The organism is Bombella sp. ESL0385, assembly GCF_009725755.1.
In the GTDB taxonomy this organism is placed as follows: Bacteria; Pseudomonadota; Alphaproteobacteria; order Acetobacterales; family Acetobacteraceae; genus Bombella; species Bombella pollinis.
In genome coordinates this window covers 1,261,795-1,280,625 of the sequence record NZ_WNIJ01000001.1, presented here as the reverse complement: position 1 = coordinate 1,280,625, position 18,831 = coordinate 1,261,795, and the positions used below count along the sequence as shown (strand labels likewise).

The following is an 18,831-nucleotide window of genomic DNA, read 5'->3' as shown; positions in this document are numbered from 1 at the left end:
ATATATGAGACGTTAAGGCCAATTTCGCAAGATTGCGGGCTTATTGGCCTTAACTTTAAGGCTTATTTCCCTTTTTTTGCCTTGTTGGCAGGAGTGTTATTGGTTGGTGGAATGTCAATCGCTGCTACAGGGGTGGATTGTGTCGCTGAGACAGGCTGTGTAATCACAGAGTCTGACTTAGCAGGGTTGGCAATTGCGGGGGCAGGCATCACGGCATCATGATGATGTTTGCCATGATGGTGCTTTTCTTTCGGCTGCTTGCGCAGAGGCTCTGGTTTGCGGATCTGCGGTGTAAGTTGATGATTTGCTTTTAGCTTACGATAAGCCAGATGGTACCAACGGCTATCTGGTGCATTATAACCTAGCACAGCAGCGGCTTGGCGGGCCTCATCTGGCAAGCCAAGATTCAGATTAACCTCAACAAGACGTTCCAAAGCCTCGGGAACATGGTTGGTTGTCTGGAAGTCTTGGATAACGCGCTGATACCGTCCGTAAGCCGCCTGATAATCTTTCTCACGCTGATAGTAACGACCAACGAACATCTCTTTCCCAGCGAGATGGTCGCGACAGAGGTCAATTTTTAATTGTGCATCACGCGCGTAGGATGTTTGCGGGAAGCGTGTAATGACCTCTTGGAGGGCATCCATCGCCTCAAGCGTGCCGAGCTGGTCGCGCGAGACAACGCCGATTTGTTCGTAATAGCATAAGCCACGCAGATAGTAGGCGTAGGCGGCATCTGGGCTGGTGGGGTGGAGTTGCAGATAGCGTTCTAACTGCTGGACAGAGAGCGCGTATTCGCCTTGAAGGTAATATGCGTATCCCTCCATCAGCTCCGCATTACCGGTATAGCCGGAATATGGGTAATTCTGTTGCAGAAGCTCAAACTCAGCACTAGCGAGTTTGTAATGCCCGCCATGGAGGGCATCAATCCCGTAATTATAGAGCGTCTCGGCATCGGCGGTGCGTGGCAATTTCGCTTGAATATCGGCATCTGATGAGCAGCCCGTGAGCAGGGCAAAGCCTAGCAGAACAGGAGCTGTAAAAGCCGAAAGATAGAAACGAGAGCGGGTATTCTGTGTGTTTAGGATGCTGCTGACCATGATTTTCTTATAGCATGGGAGTTTTCTAGGGGAAGGGTGTTCTTGTCCTTTAGCCCGATATTTTCATGAGGTAAAGGAAGGATTGTTGCGAAATCCTTAACAAATTGCCAATTATCGCGTGAGGCGAATAGGGCGCGGAGAAGTTGATTATTGAGGGAATGGCCAGTTTTATGTGCCTCAAACCGGGCGGCAAGGCTATAGCCTGTGCAATAGAGGTCGCCGATAGCATCAAGCATCTTATGGCGGACACATTCATCAACATGGCGCATCCCGCCGGGGTTGAGCGCATGGTCGTGTTGGATGACTAAGGCGTTCTCTAACGATCCACCAAGGGCAAGCCCTTGAGCATGGAGGCGGCCTATATCCTCATAATTTACGAAGGTACGGGCAAAGGCGATGTCGCGTTTAAAATGCTTTTTATCAAGCGTGAGCGCATAGGATTGTTGGCCAATAGCGGGGGCAGGGAAGTCTATGCTTAAAGAGAGATGAAGTTGGTTTTGATGGTGGGGTAGGAGGCGGGCATAAGCTCCGTTTTCTCCTTCGACAGAGATAGGCTGACGGACAGCAATAATGTGACGTGGGGCGTTAAGATATGTACGCCCTGCGGCCTCTAGCAAGAAGATAAAGGGCGCTGCGCAACCATCCAGAATGGGGAGTTCTGGCCCATCAAGTTGGATGAGGAGGTTATCAATTTTGCACGCATGAAGGGCTGCGAGCAGATGCTCAATAGTGGCGACATGGAGGTCGCTTTGATGAGGAGAGGCTGCAACCGTGGCAAGGGGGCTAGACATAATGCAGCCCGATGTAAGCCGAAAAGGGCGCGCATCGGGGCGGTCTAACCGCTGGATATGTAAACCCGTATCAGCAGGCGCAGGCGATAGCCGTAATGTAACGGGCCGTCCACTATGTAACCCCACACCACGGCAATGGATGGCGTGAGCTAGAGTGGTTTGTTGCGCGGGATCATGCTTACCCTTATGGGGTGGTATCTGCCCCCCATAATGTGGGGCATCTACGATGTTAGTGGGGGGCACGGAGTGGCCCCTTTAGGATTTGGGGCCACGCCGTAGATAGGTGGGGATGTTGAGGTCATCCTCCTCACTATTTGTAGGGTGAGAGGGATGGGTGTCCTCACGCATAGTGGGGGCTACAGGGGTTTTGCGCTCCGTCGGTGGGGTAGGGCGGCTGCGGAAAAAGCGGCTAAACAAACCGCCGCCGGTTTGCGGAGCGTCCTCTTGTAGGCGTGAGACCTCCAAGGGTTCACGTTCGGGAAGGGTATAATTGGGAGCCGATGGCGCGGCGGAGCTACCGGCTATGTGGTGAGGGGCATCCTCGCTGCGGGGTTCTGGGGCAGGGGTTTCCTCATGGATGGGGGGGGGAGGAGGGGCCTCTTCAGCGATAGGTTGGGCGTCATCTTGTGTGTGTGTAGGTGCGGCAGCCTCTACAGGAGCAGCGGGTGCAGCAGGTTCCTCAGAGTGAGGGGCAGTGTGTGTTCTGCCATCAAGGCCGGTAGCGATGACAGAAACTTGGACCCGTCCTTGCATATTCTCATCAACAACGAAGCCACTATTGATTTCTTCATCGTCACAATTCGCTGTTTCGCGGATGAGATTCATAATTTGATTATAAGCGATCAAGCTCATATCTGGCCCTAGCGTGACATTGACCAGCAAAGCACGGGCCCCCTTAATAGAGGTTTCTTCTAATAGAGGGTTGGAGATAGCACGCTCTGCCGCTGTAATGGCCCAATCCTCGCCGTCTTCTTCGGCAGAGGCTATCCCAATACCCATCATTGCTTTGCCCATACCGCTCATAACTGTGCGGACATCGGCAAAATCGAGGTTTTGGTAGCCCGCTTCGACCATGAGGTCTGTAACGCTGCGGACCCCACTATAGAGGACATCATCCGCCATAGCGTAGGCCTGCACTAAAGGGGTGTTAAATGATGCTGCGCCAAAGAGATTTTGGTTAGGGATGACGAGCAAAGTATCAACATATTTCTCTAGCTCAGCAATCCCAGCGGCGGCGGCACGGCCGCGGCGTGCCCCTTCAAACTCGAAAGGTTTTGACACAACGCCGATGGTTAGGGCCCCGGCCTCGTGGGCGATGCGTGCAACAACGGGAGCGGCACCGGTCCCAGTCCCACCACCCATACCGGCAGTGACGAAAACGAGGTCTACCCCTTCAAGATGTTGGCGGATTTCGTCTTCCACTTCCTCGGCAGATTGGCGACCAATCTCCGGCTTAGCCCCCGCCCCAAGGCCGCGCGTTAATGTTGGGCCGAGTTGCAAACGCGTCTCCGCCTTGGAGAGGGCAAGTTGTTGAGCATCGGTATTCGCGGCGATGAAGTTCACCCCACGGAGCTGGCCGCTGATCATGTTATTGACGGCATTAACACCACCGCCCCCAACCCCAATAACGGTAATGCGCGGCGGGCTGACGGCACTTAAACCGGGGGTTGTGGGTGTCAGAGTTAATGACATAACGATGAAGCTCCGGCTAGGGTTAAAGAAAAAAGAACCGCAGATATGGTGTAGCGGCTATAAAGTGCTGGCACGCTATCATTAATAGTACCAAATGTAACCTTAAATATGAGTATTCTGCGCTAATTATCATTTTTTACGCAGTAAGCTTGCCAATCGTTTACCAAACCCACGGGGGGGCGCATTTTGGTCTGCCAAGCAAAAGCTATTGCGTGCCCCTGCTGACCATGCCAACAGCCCTGCTGCGGTGGAGAAGCCGGCCCATATAGAGGGATGACTGGATTGCGGCAAGCCGCGTATAGCAGTTGGGGGGCGGACTTGGATGGGGCGGTTGAGAATCTCCGCAGCAACATTATCCAACCCATTTAGCAAGGCCCCGCCACCGGTGAGGATGACTGGCCCTTCTGCTGGGTGGCCCAGCCCTGCGCCGTTAAGCTCGTGGCGGAGCATCTCTAAGGTTTCTTCCACACGCGGAGCAATGGCACGAACAATATCAGCCCGTGTGATGTGGCGGATGCCGCTATGATGGGGGAGAGGCAGAGCAATGGGGAGGCTAGCATCATCAGCAGACGCATAGGCAACACCGTAAAGTGTTTTTAGGCGTTCTGCTGCATCAATAGGGATTGTGAGGGCGCGGGCAATATCATTGGTGATATGGTGGCTTCCAACCCGGAGATGGCGTGTATAAAGAACACGCCCACGGGCAAAAACGGCTAGGGTTGTGGTGCCTGCCCCCATATCAACGACTGTAACACCCAGGTCGCGTTCATCATGGTCTGTTACCGCGATGCCAGAGGCAATGGGGCTAGAGAGTATGTCCACAGCGCGGAGTTCAGCCCGCTGGAGGAGGTTATCTAATGTATGGAGAACGCCAGTTTGGGCATCAATAATATGGAACTTGCCCATTAATCTTTCACATTGATGACCACAAGGGTTGAGGACGGTGACGCTATCATCAATGTTGAAGCCGAGAGGCATGGCATGGACGATGCGGCGGTCAGGCTCCATAGCCTCATAGCGTGCTTGTTCGTAAAGTGTGTGGACATCGGCGTCATTAACCTCGCGCCCATTGGGGGTGAGGTAGGCATCAAGATGGTAGCTGCGTGGTTTCCCGCAGGAAAGATTGACGGTTACATCCCTAATATGACGGTGAATTTTTCGCTCTGCATCGCCAACTGTAGCGCGGATGACGCGCTCTAGCTGTTTTGTATCGACAATCGCACCAGAGGTTACACCTTCGGATCGTCTCCAGCCCCAACTAAGGACACGTAACCCCCCATTCTTTAACCCTTGCCCAATTAGGCATGTAATTTTGGTAGAGCCAATATCTAAGACAGCCTTTAGGCCGGGGGTCCAAAGGAAGCCTTTTTGCTCCTCTGAGGGGAGGATGGGTAGAACCGCACGGTCTGGATGGGGGGTGAGGGGAGCAAGATGGTGTGTGTGTGGCATAAGCTTAATGCTCTACTGAGGGCGATGGGGTAGGCGGTGATGGGGTTTCTTGCTCGGTATTAGGGACTTCAGGATGAATGACCATACGGTCGGGCAGGCGCATGTCAATGCTTTTTAAGGGACGGTCAAGGAGTTGGAATGTCGTTTGGTAGCTATGCAGACGCTCCAAAGCGGCAGCCTCTGCTCCTTCGGGCAGGAGGAGGGTTGTGCCATTCTTCATGAGGATGTTCCAGCGTCTTTGCCCGATGCGGATGAAGGCAAGAACATGGCTATTAATGTCGGGATAATGGTCTAATAACCCTAAAATAGAGGCGGCTTCTAGGTTTGCCCCAGCCCCGACAACAAGCGGTAATTTACGAAAGGCAGAGCGGTTACCTGCGGTCAATTCTTGCTGGGAGACATTATCGCCCTTTTGGTTGATGAGGATGAAATGGCCATCAATTTGCCAGATGGCGATAGGGTGTTTTTCTTCCAACGTGATGAGGACTGTATCGGGTAGATGACGCTCGACGGTCGAATGCTCAATAAAGGGTAGTTTATCAAGGCGTTTGCGGGCATCCTCTACGGAGAAACCGAAGAGCGAATGATCTAAGCCCGTGCCGAGGGCCTCCATCACGTCGCTTTCATCAGTTAAATGGCGGCCTGTGATGATGATGTGACGGATGCGGAGGGGGTCTAGTTGGGCGAAGCGTTCGGTTAAGGCGTTGGTAAAAGCATGGCCACCTAGGCTGAGCCATGCCAACCAACTTGTTCCAGCGAGGAGTACCCCAACGAGAACGACAATGCCTAGACGCCGGAGAATCATCTTTTGACGCTGCCAAAAGAGAAAGAGGCGAGAGGGGCGGTCCTCGTAAGGGTCTAGCGGCATGTGAGGCCGTTTTTTGAAGAAAAACGCCATAGGGTGTTAGGCTGTATGTGTCGAAGGCAGAGATGTAAGGGTAAGGGGGCTTGCTTGGCCCAGCGCGTCTTTGATTAACCAATCACAAAGTTGCGGGTAGCTGACCCCACGCGCGGTGGCTTGCTCTGGCAGGAGGGAGGTTGCTGTCATCCCCGGTTGGGTATTGACCTCCAAAATCACGAGCTGATGAGTTTGTTCATCATAGCGATAATCCGTCCGGCTTGCCCCCTTGCAGCCAAGGGCATGATGAGCTTGGCATGCTAGGGCGAGGGCGCGCTCAGTGATGGATGTGGGCAGGGGGGCGGGAATGATATGGCGGGAGCCATTCGCCTGATATTTTGCAGCGAAGTCATAAAATCCCCCGCCTTCTTGGGGGAGAATCTCTGTCACAGCGAGGGGGGTATCCCCCAACACAGCTACGGTAAGTTCCCGCCCGGGGATGAAGCGTTCAGCCAAAATCTGCGGGCCATAGGTCCATGATTCCGCAATCGTACGGCGTGTTGATTCATCATCTTGATGGAGAATATGCACCCCAACAGAGGAGCCTTCGGCGACTGGTTTGAGGACATAAGGCGCGGGAAGGGGGGCATGGTCAATAAGGGCGGCGGGGGTGATGAGGCAGCCCTCTGCTACGGGTAGGCCAGCTGCTTGGAGGGCCATGCGGGTGGTGGCCTTATTCATCGCTATTGCCGAGGCTAAAATGCCGGAATGTGTGTAGGGCAGGCCTAGCCATTCTAACACGCCCTGAATGGCACCATCCTCCCCACCGGGGCCATGCAGCGCATTAAAGACAACTGTTGGGCGGCAGGCTTTTAACGCGGCGATGGTCGTGGTGATGTCCGGCCCGACATCAAGCGCGTGGACGTGATGTCCGGCTTCTTTTAAAGCCGCTGTGACGGCTTTGCCGCTTGAGAGGCTTACGCTGCGCTCGCTGGAGGTCCCGCCCATAAGAACGGCTACAGACTGTGAGGTCGGAGAGGAGGATAAGTGCTGCGTCATACTCAAAACTTCATCATGCTGGATGAGAGAGGCGGCCTAGCCGTTTAATTTCCCACTGTAGCTCTATACCGCTTTGTGCTAGCACGCGGGCGCGGACCATCTCGCCAAGGTCTTCTAGCTCGGTGCTGGTAGCGTGGCCTGTATTGAGCATAAAATTGCAGTGTTTTTCACTTATTTGTGCTCCACCATGACGCAACCCACGGCAGCCAGCGGCGTCTATCAGCTCCCACGCTTTATGCCCCTCTGGGTTACGGAAGGTCGAGCCGCCAGTACGAGCGCGTAAAGGCTGGCTGGCCTCGCGTTTAGCCCGCATAATGTGCATCGCTTCTTGGATGAGGGTGGGGTCTTCCGCCCCTTGGGCTTTGAGACGAGCGCGGAGGATGATGGCACCGTCTGGCAGGGTTGTATGGCGGTAGCCCATGTGCAAATCCGCTGCGGGGAGGCGTTGATATGTGCCCTCACGCGTGAGAATCTCAACCCAATCTAACAAGGAGGCCATATCCCCCTCATAAGCCCCAGCATTCATCCGTACTGCCCCGCCAATAGAGCCGGGAATGGTGGAGAGAAAGGCAAAGCCTGCCATCCCAGCGCGGGCGGCGGCTTCTGCCACGCTGCTATCCAGTGCTGCCGCCCCGGCGATGAGCCCATCACCATCAGCTTCAATCTGGGCAAAACCACCGGCGAGGCGTAGCGTTAGTCCGGCTAACCCGCCATCGCGAATGATAACGTTAGAGCATGCCCCCAAGACGGTAAGGGGCATATTAGGCGGGCTTTGCTGTAGAGCTGTGGCGAGGTCTTCTTCATCTTGTGGGACAAAGAGCCAGTCCGCCTGCCCCCCAGTGCGGAACCAACTGCGCGGGGCAAGGGGGACATTGGCTTTCAGCCTGCCACGGAGCGGCTGGAAAGGGGCTGCTGTACTGGTCATAAGCTCTCCGGTTTATGCGCAGCGAGCTGAGCAGGGAGGGCTTTTGCCCAATGGGTGATGGAACCTGCGCCTAAGCAGAGAACATAATCCCCCGGTACGGCAATGTCTGCAATTAAGGCAGCGAGGTCTTTTTCCGAAGGGAGGGGCAGAACATGGCGGTGTCCACGATCGCGTAGCCCTTCGACCAACTGATCACGCCCAATGCCTTCAAGGGGGGGCTCCCCTGCGGCATAGACATCAGCAACGATGACGGTATCAGCATCATTCATACAGGTGCAGAAGTCGTTAAAGAGGGCCTGCAAGCGGGAATAACGATGAGGTTGTATCACAGCAATAACGTGTTTTGCCCCAGCTTGTCGCGCGGCTTTTAGCACGGCGGCGATTTCAACAGGATGATGGCCGTAATCATCAATGATTTTTACGTTATTCCATGTCCCGGTGAGGGTAAAGCGGCGTTGCACCCCGCGGAAGCCGCCAAGAGCATCGGCGATGACCGTATCGGGAATGTCCATCTCTAAAGCTACGGCAATGGCAGCTACAGCATTGAGGACATTATGATGGCCAAACATGGGGAGATGGAACGGCCCTGCACGCCGTTGGGTGTTAGCGGTACGGTCTGTGATGGTGACGTGGAAGGTGACGCCCTCACTATCTGTCCCGGTGATTTCGGCCCGGACATCCGCTTGCGGGCTGAAGCCGTAGGTAATGAGGCGATGATCAGAGAGTTGAGGGATCATCTGTTGGACGCGTGGATGGTCCACACATAAGACGGCAAAACCATAAAAGGGAATGTTGGAGACAAATTGCCGGTAGCCTGCCTCCATAGCCTCATCAGAGCCCCAATGGTCCAGATGTTCGGGGTCCATATTGGTAACAACGGCGATGATAGCCGGTAAGCGGAGGAAGGAGCCGTCACTCTCATCAGCTTCTACGACCATCCAATCCCCAGCACCCATGCGGGTATTGGTGCCGTAAGCCTCGATGATTCCGCCATTGATGACGGTCGGGTCCAGCTTGGCTTGCTCTAGCACGCAGGCCACAAGGCTGGTGGTGGTGGTTTTGCCGTGCGTCCCCCCAATGGCGATAGCCCAGCGTAGGCGCATGAGTTCGGCGAGCATCTCGGCCCGTCTTACAACGGGGATGAGTCGGGCGCGTGCGGCAACAACCTCTGGGTTATCACGTTTAACCGCCGTGGAGGTCACCACCACGCGCGCTTCACCCAAATTAGCGGCATCATGACCGATATGGACGGTGATCCCTGCTTTGCGAAGGCGTTGAACATTCGCATTCTCGGCAATATCAGACCCCTGCACTTTATAGCCCAGCAGATGCAGCACTTCTGCAATGCCGGACATGCCAATGCCCCCAATACCAACAAAATGGATTAAACCCAGGTTAAGGGGTAATGCGCGCATAAAGGGTTACTCCAGTCAATAAAGGGGGGAGAGGGCAGATAATCAGCGTTTTAGAGTGGCTTCAACAAGGTCAGCCAGTTTTTTAGCAGCATGGCGATGTTGGAGCGTCCGTGCTGCATGGGCAGCATGTTTTAGCTCATCAGGATGCTCAAAGAGATGGAGGAGCATGTCGCAGAGCTTTTCAGACTTGAAATCACGCTGGCGAATCATCCAGCCCCCGCCTGCGTGCTCCATCGTTTGAGCATTGACGCCTTGCTCATCAGAGGCAGCAATGGGGAGGGGCACCATGATGGAGGGACGCCCCGCTGTGGCGAGTTCTGCCACGGAGGAGCCACCAGCCCGCCCGATGACGAGATGAGCCTTTTTAAGCTCGGAGGCGACATCATCAATAAAGGGGGTAACATGTGCTGTGATACCGACTTGTTTGTACAAGTTGGTTAGCACGGGGATCATATCCTCATGGGCTTGCTGCGTAACATGCAAGCGGATGCGGACATATTGGGGTAAATTACAGAGGGCTTGAGGCACGACCGTACTGAAAATCTGCGCACCAAGAGAGCCGCCCCAGATGAGGAGATGGATGGGGTCCTCGTTTGTATGGAGGGTGGGTGGGCTGTATGGCTCATCAGCTAGGGCTTCAATCGCAGGGCGGACGGGCATACCTGTTTGGATGACCTTTTTCCCAACAGGGAGGCGCATGACCCGTGGGTAAGAGGTGGCAATGGCATTAGCAAAGCGTGAGAGAACAACATTGGCTTGGCCGAGAATAGCGTTGCCCTCATGGATGATGAGCGCAGGGCGGTTACGGCACAGCAAGCGGCTGCCTAGTAACGGGGGGATGGAGGGGTACCCCCCAAAGCCGATAACGGCGGCTGGACGGCAGATAGCGATGAGTTTACGCGCGCCAAGGCAGCTCCATAATAAGCGACTAATTGCTTTAAGCTTATCAAGTGGTTTTTTACCCGCCACGCCGCTGCTGGTGAGTGTATAGCGGGGGTAGAGCGCAAAGATGCTTTGTTCTGCGCGATTACGGCGTTGGTCTGTCATGAGGATGAGCGGGTAGCCACGCTGGTGGAGTTCTTCCCCCAAGGCAATAGCGGGGAAGAAATGCCCGCCTGTTCCTCCAGCGGCGATGATGATAGGGGCGTGTGTCATGCGTTATTCTTCCTTTTTAGATGGAGCTGATAAGCGTGTATTGGCCTCATGAGAGGCTGGTGTAAAGAGGCCTGGTTTTGCACGGTGGCGTGTTAAGGCTAGGGCTATGCCGATTGTTAAAGCAACAGAGAGAGCGGAACTTCCCCCATAGGAGATAAACGGTAAGGTCATCCCTTTAGTGGGGATTAAATGTAGCGATGACCCCATATTGACAAAAGCTTGTAAGCCAAAGCCTGTTATCAACCCGCTTGTGGAGAGGATGATGAAAGGGTTCTTCTCCTCCAATAAGCGATTGAGCGTGGAAAAGACCAAGATAGTAAAGAGCGCGATGATAAAAAGGCACATGACAAAGCCATATTCTTCCCCCGCGACGGAAAAGACAAAATCAGCATGAGCATCGGGTAGGAGGTCTTTAACACGGCCTTCCCCCGGCCCACGTCCGAGCAACCCGCCGTTACCAAAGGCACGCATAGAGGTATCAATTTGGTAATGGTCCCCCACATCGGGGTGGAGGAAGCGTTGCACGCGGGAGTGAACATGCTCAAACACCAGATACGCAACACCAAAAGCCCCTAAAGCTGCGGAGACGAGCATACCAAAGACAATAATAGGCAAGCCATCAATAAAGAGTTGGGTGATGAACACCATGCTAATGACAGATAGCATCCCGATATCTGGTTGGGCTTGAAGGAGTGCAGCAATGACCAGATAAACACCACAAGCGACCAAACGCCCCGGAAATCGCCAACCATTAGAGAGGGTTTTTTCATAACGAAGGTTAAGCAACCACCCCGTCACAACGGCGAAGCAGGGCTTTAGAAACTCCGAAGGCTGCACAGACATTAAGGGTAGGGCAATCCAGCGGCGCGCGCCTTTAATTTCCATCCCATGAATGAGCGTCATGAAGGTGGCTCCCAAGGCCATGACCCCGCCAATGAGCGCAATGCGTAGCACCATGCGCGGGGTCAGGCGGGATGTGACGATGACGACTGCCCCGGCTAAGGCCAAAAAGACCACTTGTTTGAGGATGAACATATTGCGTGAGGCCCCAATGCGGTGGGCCACAGCAGGGCTTGCGGCGAGCATGAGGATATAGCCAAGGGCGATGAGCGCACCAACGCAGCTAAGGCTTACATGGTCGAGACTACGCCACCATTGGGCATGGTGGGAGTTGTTCGTGCGGTCGGATAGAGCCATTAGCGGGCTTCCTCCTCAGCAGGGCAATCGGCATGGCAGAGTGTGCGTGCGAGGGTGGCAAAGGCTGTGCCACGTTCCTCAAAATTACGGAATTGGTCAAAACTCGCGCAAGCGGGGGAGAGAATAATCGGTAAGGGGGTGGTGCTGGCTTGTGCATAGGCCCAAGCGGCGCGGGTGGCTTGCTCCAACGTTGTGCTGATTTCAAAAGCTATATTATGGGCTTTAAGCGTCTCGGCAAGGAGGGGGGCATCCTGCCCAATGAGGAAGGCGCGACTTACATGTCCTAAAACCGGGGCGAGATTTGTAATGCCGCCCTCTTTAGTTATACCGCCAGCAATCCATAAAAGATGAGGAAAAGCCCGCAGAGCGTGGAAGCTGGCTTCCGCATTGGTGGCTTTGCTATCATTGATAAAAGCGATGCCCTTTGCCTCTGCGATATGTTGCAGGCGATGGTCTAACCCGGGGAAGCTGCGTATGCCACGGGCAATGCTTGCATCAGAGAGGCCAAGATGACGCGCTATGAGGCGGCAGGCTTCAATATTCTGGGCATTATGCGGGCCGGGTAGGAAGGGGGCATCCTCCGGGGAAAGGGCATCGGTGATAGTAAGAGTATGGACGTCTAGCCCCTGGGAGGTCAGGCGGGTTTGGAGGGGTTTGCTCCATGAGGCAGCCTCTCCCAAAAGGGCGAGGTCGCCTTTGGTCATGTTATCAAATACATGAGCTTTGGCGGTGAGATAGCCCTCCATAGAGCCATGACGGTCGAGATGGTCAGGTGTTAAATTGAGGAGGACAGCCGCACAAGCGTGATAATGCTCCAGACGCTCGAGCATGTAAGAGGACATCTCGATAACATAAACACCATCATCGCCAAGGGGCGGTAAGGCCAGAGAGGCCGTGCCGAAATTGCCGCCACAATAAGCAGGAATACCGGTCTCGGTGAGGATATGGGTTAATAGAGCCGTAGTGGTGGACTTGCCATTGGTCCCCGTGATGGAGACAAAGCGCGCTTTAGAGCCTGCTTTGCGGGTGACCTGCCAGAGCAACTCCGCATCGGAGAGGATGGGGATGTGCTGCTTTTGAGCAAGGCGTGCCGTAGGGTGTGGCTGCGGTAGATGATGGGCAATGCCGGGTGAGAGGATGAGGGCTGTAAAGCCGGAGAGGTCATCAAGTGGGGCCAGTGTGAGGCTGGGATGGACGGTCAGGGCTTTAGAGAGGGTAGGGCTATGGTCATCCCACGCATGAACCTCCGCCCCCATAGCGAGAAGGGCTTCCACAACAGCAGCTCCATTACGCCCTAGCCCGCATACAGCATAACGCTGCCCGGAGAGGAGGGTTTTAGGCCATGATGAGGGAGGAGGTGATGTGGGATGGGCCATGATTAGCGTATCTTCAACGTAGCGAGGCCACATAGCCCCAAGATGATAGCGACAATCCAAAAGCGTACGACAATCTTTGGCTCTTGCCAGCCCATTTTCTCAAAATGATGGTGGAGGGGAGCCATAAGAAAAATACGTTTTCCCGTTCGGCGGAACCAAAAGACTTGGAGAATGACGGAGATGGTCTCCATCACAAATAACCCCCCTACGAGGCAGAGGACTAGCTCGTGCTTAACCGCTACGGACACCGCGCCTAAAGCCCCACCAAGGGCTAGGGAGCCGGTATCGCCCATAAAGACCTCTGCCGGGGGAGCATTGAACCATAAGAAGCCCAAACCCGCCCCAATGAGAGCCGCGCAGAAGATGCTTAGCTCCCCCGTGCCAGGGACGTGATGAAGCTGAAGATAATCTGCAAAGACGTGGTTACCAACCAGATAGGCGATTAAGGCAAAGACCAAAGCAGCGATGATGGAGGGGACGGTAGCGAGGCCATCAAGCCCATCAGTGAGGTTTACCGCATTACCAAAACCTGTGATGGTGACCATTGCAAAGAGGGGGAACACATAGCCCAAATGCAACATGAAGGTTTTTGTAAAGGGAAAGGCCACCGCATTGCGGAACTCTGGCGGGGTGAGGGCCTCCATCGCAATGCCTGCAAGACAAGAGATGAGGAACTCCCCACCGAGGCGGAGTTTTTTAGAGACCCCTTTGCTATTGCCTTTGGCGAGTTTGAGGTAATCATCTGCAAAGCCAATAGCGCCAAAGCCTAGCGTGGTGAGTAAGACAGCCCACACAAAACCATCGCGTAAATCTGCCCATAATAGGGTGGAGAGAGCGAGGGAGAAAAGAATAAGGCCCCCGCCCATTGTGGGGGTGCCTGCTTTCTCCAAAATATGGCGTTCTGGCCCTAAAGCGCGGATGGGCTGGCCTTGCCGTTGAATGCGTTTAAGCTGGGCAATAAAAGGTTTCCCCAAGAGGAGGGAGATGATTAATGCCGTTAAGCAAGCACATCCGGCCCGAAAGGTCATATAATGCAGTAGGTTGAGCAGGCCACCATGGGAAGAATAGGGAGCGGCAAGGAGGTTAAACAGCATTAGGTGGACTCTGGGCTGTGGGATGATTCGGGTTGGTCTAATAACGCAATGAGGTCACGCATACGGCTTCCCAAGCTGCCCTTTACAAGCAAAACGTCCCCCTTCTGCAAAGCAGGGCGTAGAAGAAGGGCAAGTTGGGTTGATGTCTCAGCATAACCGCCCTGTAGGGATCGGGGAAGGGCCTCGTAAAGGGATTTCATATGCGGGCCACAACAAAAAGTAAGGATGTTATGCTCTGTTAACGGTTGGGCTAGGGCACGATGCTCCTCTGCGGCAAAGGTGCCGAGCTCGCGTATATCCCCCAGGGCGGCAATATGGCGGGGGGCGGGCATTAAGCTTAGCGTCTCCAGTGCTGCACGTATGCTGGGGCCGGAGGCATTATAGCTTTCATCCAATAAGGTGATTTCACCGGGTAAAAGCCGTTGTTGCCCACGCCCCGCCTCGGGCTGGAAGTGGCGTAAAGCCGTGGCCCCCGCCTGGGGCGGAAGGCCCAAAGCAGCCACTGCACCAAGAGCTAGAGCGGCATTGCGGGCGAGGTGAGGCCCCGGGGCTGTAAGTGTAAGCTGTGCTTCCCCCGCCGGCGTGGAGAGATGAAGTTGGCTTCCCGTGGCGGTGCAGTGCAGCTCATCACAATGAATGGTTGCATGAGACGTTGTCCCCACCTGCCAGAGGGAGACATCTTGTGGGATAGCGTGGGTGACAGCGGGGAATTGCGCGGCTTCTTCTGGGCAGAGGGCCGTTCCACCCGCTGGTAGAGCCGCAAAGAGGCTGGCTTTTTCCGCAGCGATGGCGTTAAGGCTGCCCATATGGCCGAGATGTGCGCTCCCGATGGTGGTAATAAGGCCAATATCGGGGCGGATTTGAGCCACTAGAGGGGTAATCTCGCCAGGGTGGTTCATGCCTACTTCGCTAATGCAAAAGGCAGCGTCTTGAGGTAAGCGCGCTAAGGTAAGGGGGACGCCCCAATGGTTGTTAAAGGAGGCCACCGAGGCATGGACCTTCCCATAAGCGGCTAAGGCTGTGGCGAGCATGTTTTTGGTTGTGGTTTTGCCTACGCTCCCTGTGATGGCAATGGCCTTGCCTTTAAACTGAGCACGGCGATAACGCCCTAATGCCTCTAGGGCCTGCATCGTGTCCGAGACGAGGAGGAGGCGAGGGTCATCGGTTAAGCCAGCTTTAGCAATGGCTGCACCATCATGCGCCATAACGCAGGCCGCGCCATGCTCTAAAGCCTGCTTGAGGTATTGGTGCCCATCTGCATTATGGCCAATGAGTGCAATAAAAAGATCCCCCGGTTGGAGGCTGCGCGTATCAATACAGACAGCACGGACATGCACATCACCGGTGAGCCGGCCTTGTGTGGCGTTGCGGAGGTCTTGGCTTGTCCAAAGTGGGGCTGTGCTGGTGGGCATTATGATAACTCCGCAGCGAGGGCGGCTGTGAGTGTACGGTCATCAAAAGGATGGGTTACCCCGTTGATAATCTGGCCAGTCTCATGGCCTTTCCCAGCGATGAGCAGCACATCACCTTCTCTGAGGCTCTCAAGAGCGGTTTGGATAGCGTCTTTGCGGTTACCAATCTCTTGCGCTTGGGGAGCTGTCGCGCGGATGGCGGCACGGATAGTGGCGGGGTCTTCGCTGCGGGGGTTATCATCAGTAATGATGACCTCATCAGCGAGATGAGCGGCAATCTGCCCCATGAGAGGGCGTTTGCCTTTGTCGCGGTCGCCTCCTGCACCAAAGACCACCACCAACCGCCCCGCTGCGTGGGGGCGGAGGCTGAGGAGAACATGCTCTAATGCATCAGGCGTATGGGCGTAATCGACATAAGCGCAGGCCCCGTTAGGGAGGGTTGCGACCGGTTCACACCGGCCCGGTACCCCTTTTAAATGGGGGAGCAGGGCGATGATGGCATCTGCTTCCTCCTCATGCTCCCAGCAAAGAGCGGCGGCAAGCAATGCATTTTCCGCTTGGAACCGCCCCGGCAGTGGGAAGTGAATAGGCGGTAATGTACGGCCATAAAGCTGGATGGTGAGGTCTTGCCCATGTGGGGTTGGTTGCGCATCGAGAAGGCGGATTGTCTCACCCTTTGTGCCGACTGTGCGGAGTTTTAGAGCGCGTTTTGCGGCAATATGCTGGAGGGCGTTTCGGCTCTCAACATCTATATCATCATTGATGACCGCAAGTCCCCCTTCCGGCAATAGGGTGCTAAAGAGGGAGAGCTTAGCGTCTCGATAGTCCTCCATCGTGTGATGATAATCGAGATGATCACGCGTGAGGTTGGAAAAACCTGCTGCGGTAATGGCCACGCCATCAAGCCGTTTTTGATGAAGCCCGTGGGATGATGCCTCTAAGGCGACATGTTCAACACCATAGGTTTTTAGGCGCGCGAGTGTTGTTGCTAAGCTAACAGCATCAGGCGTGGTTAAGGCTGGCAGAGGGGGCATCTCTACATCGCTGATGAGGCCTAACGTACCGAGGCTGGCAGCTTTATAATGGCGGAGTTGATAAAGCTGGCGGAGGAAGTCAGCCGTGCTGCTTTTGCCATTTGTCCCCGTAATGGCGGTGATATGTGCTGGTTGTGGCCCTGCGAGGTAAGCGGCCGCTTGGGCGAGGAAATGGGCTGGGTCCGCTACAGGGATGAGGGGGGCTGTATGGCCGTTTTCATGTCGCTCCGGCGGGAGGGTTTCCCCTTGTTTGGGGGCAAGGATGATTGCGGCTGCCCCTTGGGTAATCGCGGCGGGGATGAAGTCTCGCCCATCATGTTTATGGCCGCTTAGGGCGACAAAGAGGCTCCCCGCTTTGACCTGCCGACTATCAGCCGTGATTGCGGTGATGAGGGGGTCATGCGTGCTGGGGGAGGAGAGAGCGTAGCGATGGAGTAAGGCAGAGAGTTTCATGAGCAGGGCCTAATGAGCGTGATGAGGGGTATGTTTAGCAGCGAGGCGATTAACAGCCGCCGCGCCGGGGTCATTACCAGGGCCAAGGGGGCGACGCACTCCCGGCGGGACGGGTGGGGTCAAAGCAAGGGCGAGTTGGTCATCAAGCTGCTGGGCCTTCTCCGGCGGGACGGGAAAGAGGCCCAGCATAGGGGCAACGCGTGTGACGATTTTGGAGAATGTCGGTGCGGCAATCCAGCCGGCGGTTGTCCAGCCATGGGTTTCTGCCGTACCTTGGGGGGCATCCAGCATGACATAGAGTGCATAGCGTGGGGCGTTCATGGGGAACATGCCGGTAAAGGCGGTAATATTGACGTGTTTAAGGTACCCGCCATGTGCCCCGATTTTCTCTGCTGTGCCGGTTTTCCCACCAACGAGATAGCCGGGGCTTTCGGCCTTTTTACCGATGCCTTTTGTAACAACGAGCCGTAAAATACGCCGTAATAGGTCTGCATTGTGGGTGGAGATGAGATGTGGGCCTTTCTCCTCCTCAGCCATTACGACATCATCATTTAGATGATCGCGGGCTAAGAGTGTAGGGGTGACGAGGTACCCACCATTCCCCGTTGTGGCTGTCCCACGGACGATAGCGAGAGGGGATTCCGCAACACCATGACCAAAGCCTACGGTCATAACGGTGGTTTCCCCCCAATTTTTGAGGGAAGGGACGATGGGACGGCCCGCCTCGGGGAGTTCGACTGGGACGCGGTCGAGGAAGCCCATATTTTTAAGCCAATCATGTTGGCGTTCCCGCCCGACATCTAGGGCAATATGAGCTGAAGCAGGGTTGGAGGAAAACGCCATGACCGATGGTAGAGCCAGCCAAGGGGCGAAATGGTCGGTCTTTAAGTCGGAGATTTTAAACCGCCCCACCTTGATAGGAATGGTAGAGAATTGGTCCCACGGATGCGCTACCCCAAGCTGTAACGCCATAGCTGCTGTTTGTAGCTTAAAGGTCGATCCCGGCTCATACATACCTGTTACCGCACGGTTAAAGCGTGCATCATCTGAGGCATGGGCGAAGTCATTCGCATCATAATCAGGCAAGCTAATCATAGCGATGATTTCCCCCGTATGGACATCCATGAGGATGGCCGAGGCCCCAATAGCGCGGAAGCGTGTTTTGGCTTCATTAAGTTCATCGCGCATTGCCGCTTGCACGCGGGCATCAAGGGAGAGGCGCAGGGGGGTGCGGTCGCTGAGGAGGCGTTGATTAAAATATTTCTCCACCCCTGCAATGCCGTGATTATCAATATCCACAGCCCCTAATATTTGCGCGGCAAGCGTGCCAAGCGGGTAATGGCGTTGTTCACCATTCTCAAAATAAATGCCGGGGATGCCTAGATTATTAATTGCCAATTCATCAACAGGGGCAATATTGCGGGCGAGATAAACGAACTGTTTTTTCTGCTTTAAGCGGCGAATGGTCTCAGGGATATTTAGATTAGGCAATATGGAATGGAGTTGTTTGGCAACATCTTCAGGCTCAATAATTTCCATCGGGTTGGCGTAAACTTGCACAACTGGCAGAGAGAGAGCCAAGGGCTGGCCGTTACGGTCTGTAATGGTAGCGCGTTGAATATTAGGCAGTACAAACCCACTGCCAGCGAGGGCTTTAGGGTCTGGGTGGGGAATGTCGGGAATAATTGCCCCGACTTGATTAGGAAGCGGGGCCATAGGGGCAAGAATGGTGGCAAAGAGGGCCTTTAACGCGACCCCACCATAAAGAAAGAGAAATCCCATCCCCAAATAGATGAGCCGATTATGGCTTGTTTCTAACCAGCTAAAAGGGTTTTGCTTAC

At 54.9% G+C, this 18,831-nt stretch carries 15 protein-coding genes; all 15 read right to left on the bottom strand.

The genetic code is table 11. The features are described from left to right. Positions 1-62: 62 nt before the first annotated feature. The gene (locus GM557_RS05935) at positions 63-1,100 is read right to left on the bottom strand and encodes an outer membrane protein assembly factor BamD (protein WP_230873287.1); all 1,038 of its coding nucleotides are present in this window, start codon (positions 1,098-1,100) and stop codon (positions 63-65) included. Beyond that, positions 1,082-2,134 (bottom strand): UDP-3-O-acyl-N-acetylglucosamine deacetylase, encoded by a 1,053-nt coding sequence (gene lpxC, locus GM557_RS05930; RefSeq protein ID WP_155573350.1) that lies wholly within the window; start codon positions 2,132-2,134, stop codon positions 1,082-1,084. Before lpxC ends, GM557_RS05935 begins: the two co-directional genes overlap by 19 nt. 12 nt (positions 2,135-2,146) lie before the next feature. Beyond that, positions 2,147-3,583, bottom strand: coding sequence for a cell division protein FtsZ (ftsZ, locus tag GM557_RS05925; RefSeq protein WP_155573349.1), 1,437 nt, complete (start codon positions 3,581-3,583; stop codon positions 2,147-2,149). A gap of 129 nt (positions 3,584-3,712) precedes the next feature. Continuing rightward, positions 3,713-5,032, bottom strand: coding sequence for a cell division protein FtsA (ftsA, locus tag GM557_RS05920; protein ID WP_155573348.1), 1,320 nt, complete (start codon positions 5,030-5,032; stop codon positions 3,713-3,715). Positions 5,033-5,036: 4 nt separating this feature from the next. Further along, positions 5,037-5,930 (bottom strand): cell division protein FtsQ/DivIB, encoded by an 894-nt coding sequence (locus tag GM557_RS05915; protein WP_155573347.1) that lies wholly within the window; start codon positions 5,928-5,930, stop codon positions 5,037-5,039. 6 nt (positions 5,931-5,936) lie between these two features. Then, on the bottom strand, positions 5,937-6,929 hold the full coding sequence (locus GM557_RS05910; protein WP_155573346.1) for a D-alanine--D-alanine ligase: 993 nt from the start codon (positions 6,927-6,929) through the stop codon (positions 5,937-5,939). Positions 6,930-6,942: 13 nt separating this feature from the next. Next, the gene (murB, locus tag GM557_RS05905) at positions 6,943-7,854 is read right to left on the bottom strand and encodes a UDP-N-acetylmuramate dehydrogenase (protein ID WP_155573345.1); all 912 of its coding nucleotides are present in this window, start codon (positions 7,852-7,854) and stop codon (positions 6,943-6,945) included. After that, positions 7,851-9,269: a UDP-N-acetylmuramate--L-alanine ligase gene (gene murC / locus GM557_RS05900; RefSeq protein ID WP_155573344.1), complete on the bottom strand. Its 1,419-nt coding sequence runs from the start codon at positions 9,267-9,269 to the stop codon at positions 7,851-7,853. The genes murB and murC overlap by 4 nt, the downstream gene beginning before the upstream one ends. Before the next feature lie 42 nt (positions 9,270-9,311). Continuing rightward, entirely contained in the window at positions 9,312-10,424 is a 1,113-nt protein-coding gene (murG, locus tag GM557_RS05895; protein WP_155573343.1) for an undecaprenyldiphospho-muramoylpentapeptide beta-N-acetylglucosaminyltransferase, read from the bottom strand. A 3-nt stretch (positions 10,425-10,427) separates the two neighbouring features. Continuing rightward, positions 10,428-11,621, bottom strand: a complete 1,194-nt coding sequence (locus tag GM557_RS05890; protein WP_155573342.1) for an FtsW/RodA/SpoVE family cell cycle protein — start codon at positions 11,619-11,621, stop codon at positions 10,428-10,430. Beyond that, positions 11,621-12,997, bottom strand: a complete 1,377-nt coding sequence (gene murD / locus GM557_RS05885) for a UDP-N-acetylmuramoyl-L-alanine--D-glutamate ligase (protein WP_155573341.1) — start codon at positions 12,995-12,997, stop codon at positions 11,621-11,623. The genes GM557_RS05890 and murD overlap by 1 nt, the downstream gene beginning before the upstream one ends. Positions 12,998-12,999: 2 nt before the next feature. Beyond that, the gene (mraY, locus tag GM557_RS05880) at positions 13,000-14,091 is read right to left on the bottom strand and encodes a phospho-N-acetylmuramoyl-pentapeptide-transferase (RefSeq protein ID WP_155573340.1); all 1,092 of its coding nucleotides are present in this window, start codon (positions 14,089-14,091) and stop codon (positions 13,000-13,002) included. Next, positions 14,091-15,503: a UDP-N-acetylmuramoyl-tripeptide--D-alanyl-D-alanine ligase gene (gene murF, locus GM557_RS05875; RefSeq protein WP_155573339.1), complete on the bottom strand. Its 1,413-nt coding sequence runs from the start codon at positions 15,501-15,503 to the stop codon at positions 14,091-14,093. The genes mraY and murF overlap by 1 nt, the downstream gene beginning before the upstream one ends. Continuing rightward, positions 15,503-16,990, bottom strand: a complete 1,488-nt coding sequence (locus GM557_RS05870; protein WP_155573338.1) for a UDP-N-acetylmuramoyl-L-alanyl-D-glutamate--2,6-diaminopimelate ligase — start codon at positions 16,988-16,990, stop codon at positions 15,503-15,505. The genes murF and GM557_RS05870 overlap by 1 nt, the downstream gene beginning before the upstream one ends. Before the next feature lie 9 nt (positions 16,991-16,999). Then, positions 17,000-18,772 carry a penicillin-binding protein 2 gene (locus tag GM557_RS05865; RefSeq protein WP_230880631.1) on the bottom strand — a complete coding sequence of 591 codons (1,773 nt, stop codon included), beginning with the start codon at positions 18,770-18,772 and terminating at the stop codon, positions 17,000-17,002. Positions 18,773-18,831: the final 59 nt, after the last annotated feature.

Coding starts and splice junctions, on each gene's coding strand:
- GM557_RS05935 (WP_230873287.1), bottom strand. CDS start 1,100: ATGGTCAGCAGCATCCTAAACACACAGAATACCCGCTCTCGTTTCTAT.
- ftsZ (WP_155573349.1), bottom strand. CDS start 3,583: ATGTCATTAACTCTGACACCCACAACCCCCGGTTTAAGTGCCGTCAGC.
- ftsA (WP_155573348.1), bottom strand. CDS start 5,032: ATGCCACACACACACCATCTTGCTCCCCTCACCCCCCATCCAGACCGT.
- GM557_RS05915 (WP_155573347.1), bottom strand. CDS start 5,930: ATGGCGTTTTTCTTCAAAAAACGGCCTCACATGCCGCTAGACCCTTAC.
- GM557_RS05910 (WP_155573346.1), bottom strand. CDS start 6,929: ATGACGCAGCACTTATCCTCCTCTCCGACCTCACAGTCTGTAGCCGTT.
- murB (WP_155573345.1), bottom strand. CDS start 7,854: ATGACCAGTACAGCAGCCCCTTTCCAGCCGCTCCGTGGCAGGCTGAAA.
- murC (WP_155573344.1), bottom strand. CDS start 9,269: ATGCGCGCATTACCCCTTAACCTGGGTTTAATCCATTTTGTTGGTATT.
- murG (WP_155573343.1), bottom strand. CDS start 10,424: ATGACACACGCCCCTATCATCATCGCCGCTGGAGGAACAGGCGGGCAT.
- GM557_RS05890 (WP_155573342.1), bottom strand. CDS start 11,621: ATGGCTCTATCCGACCGCACGAACAACTCCCACCATGCCCAATGGTGG.
- murD (WP_155573341.1), bottom strand. CDS start 12,997: ATGGCCCATCCCACATCACCTCCTCCCTCATCATGGCCTAAAACCCTC.
- mraY (WP_155573340.1), bottom strand. CDS start 14,091: ATGCTGTTTAACCTCCTTGCCGCTCCCTATTCTTCCCATGGTGGCCTG.
- murF (WP_155573339.1), bottom strand. CDS start 15,503: ATGCCCACCAGCACAGCCCCACTTTGGACAAGCCAAGACCTCCGCAAC.
- GM557_RS05870 (WP_155573338.1), bottom strand. CDS start 16,990: ATGAAACTCTCTGCCTTACTCCATCGCTACGCTCTCTCCTCCCCCAGC.
- GM557_RS05865 (WP_230880631.1), bottom strand. CDS start 18,772: ATGGGATTTCTCTTTCTTTATGGTGGGGTCGCGTTAAAGGCCCTCTTT.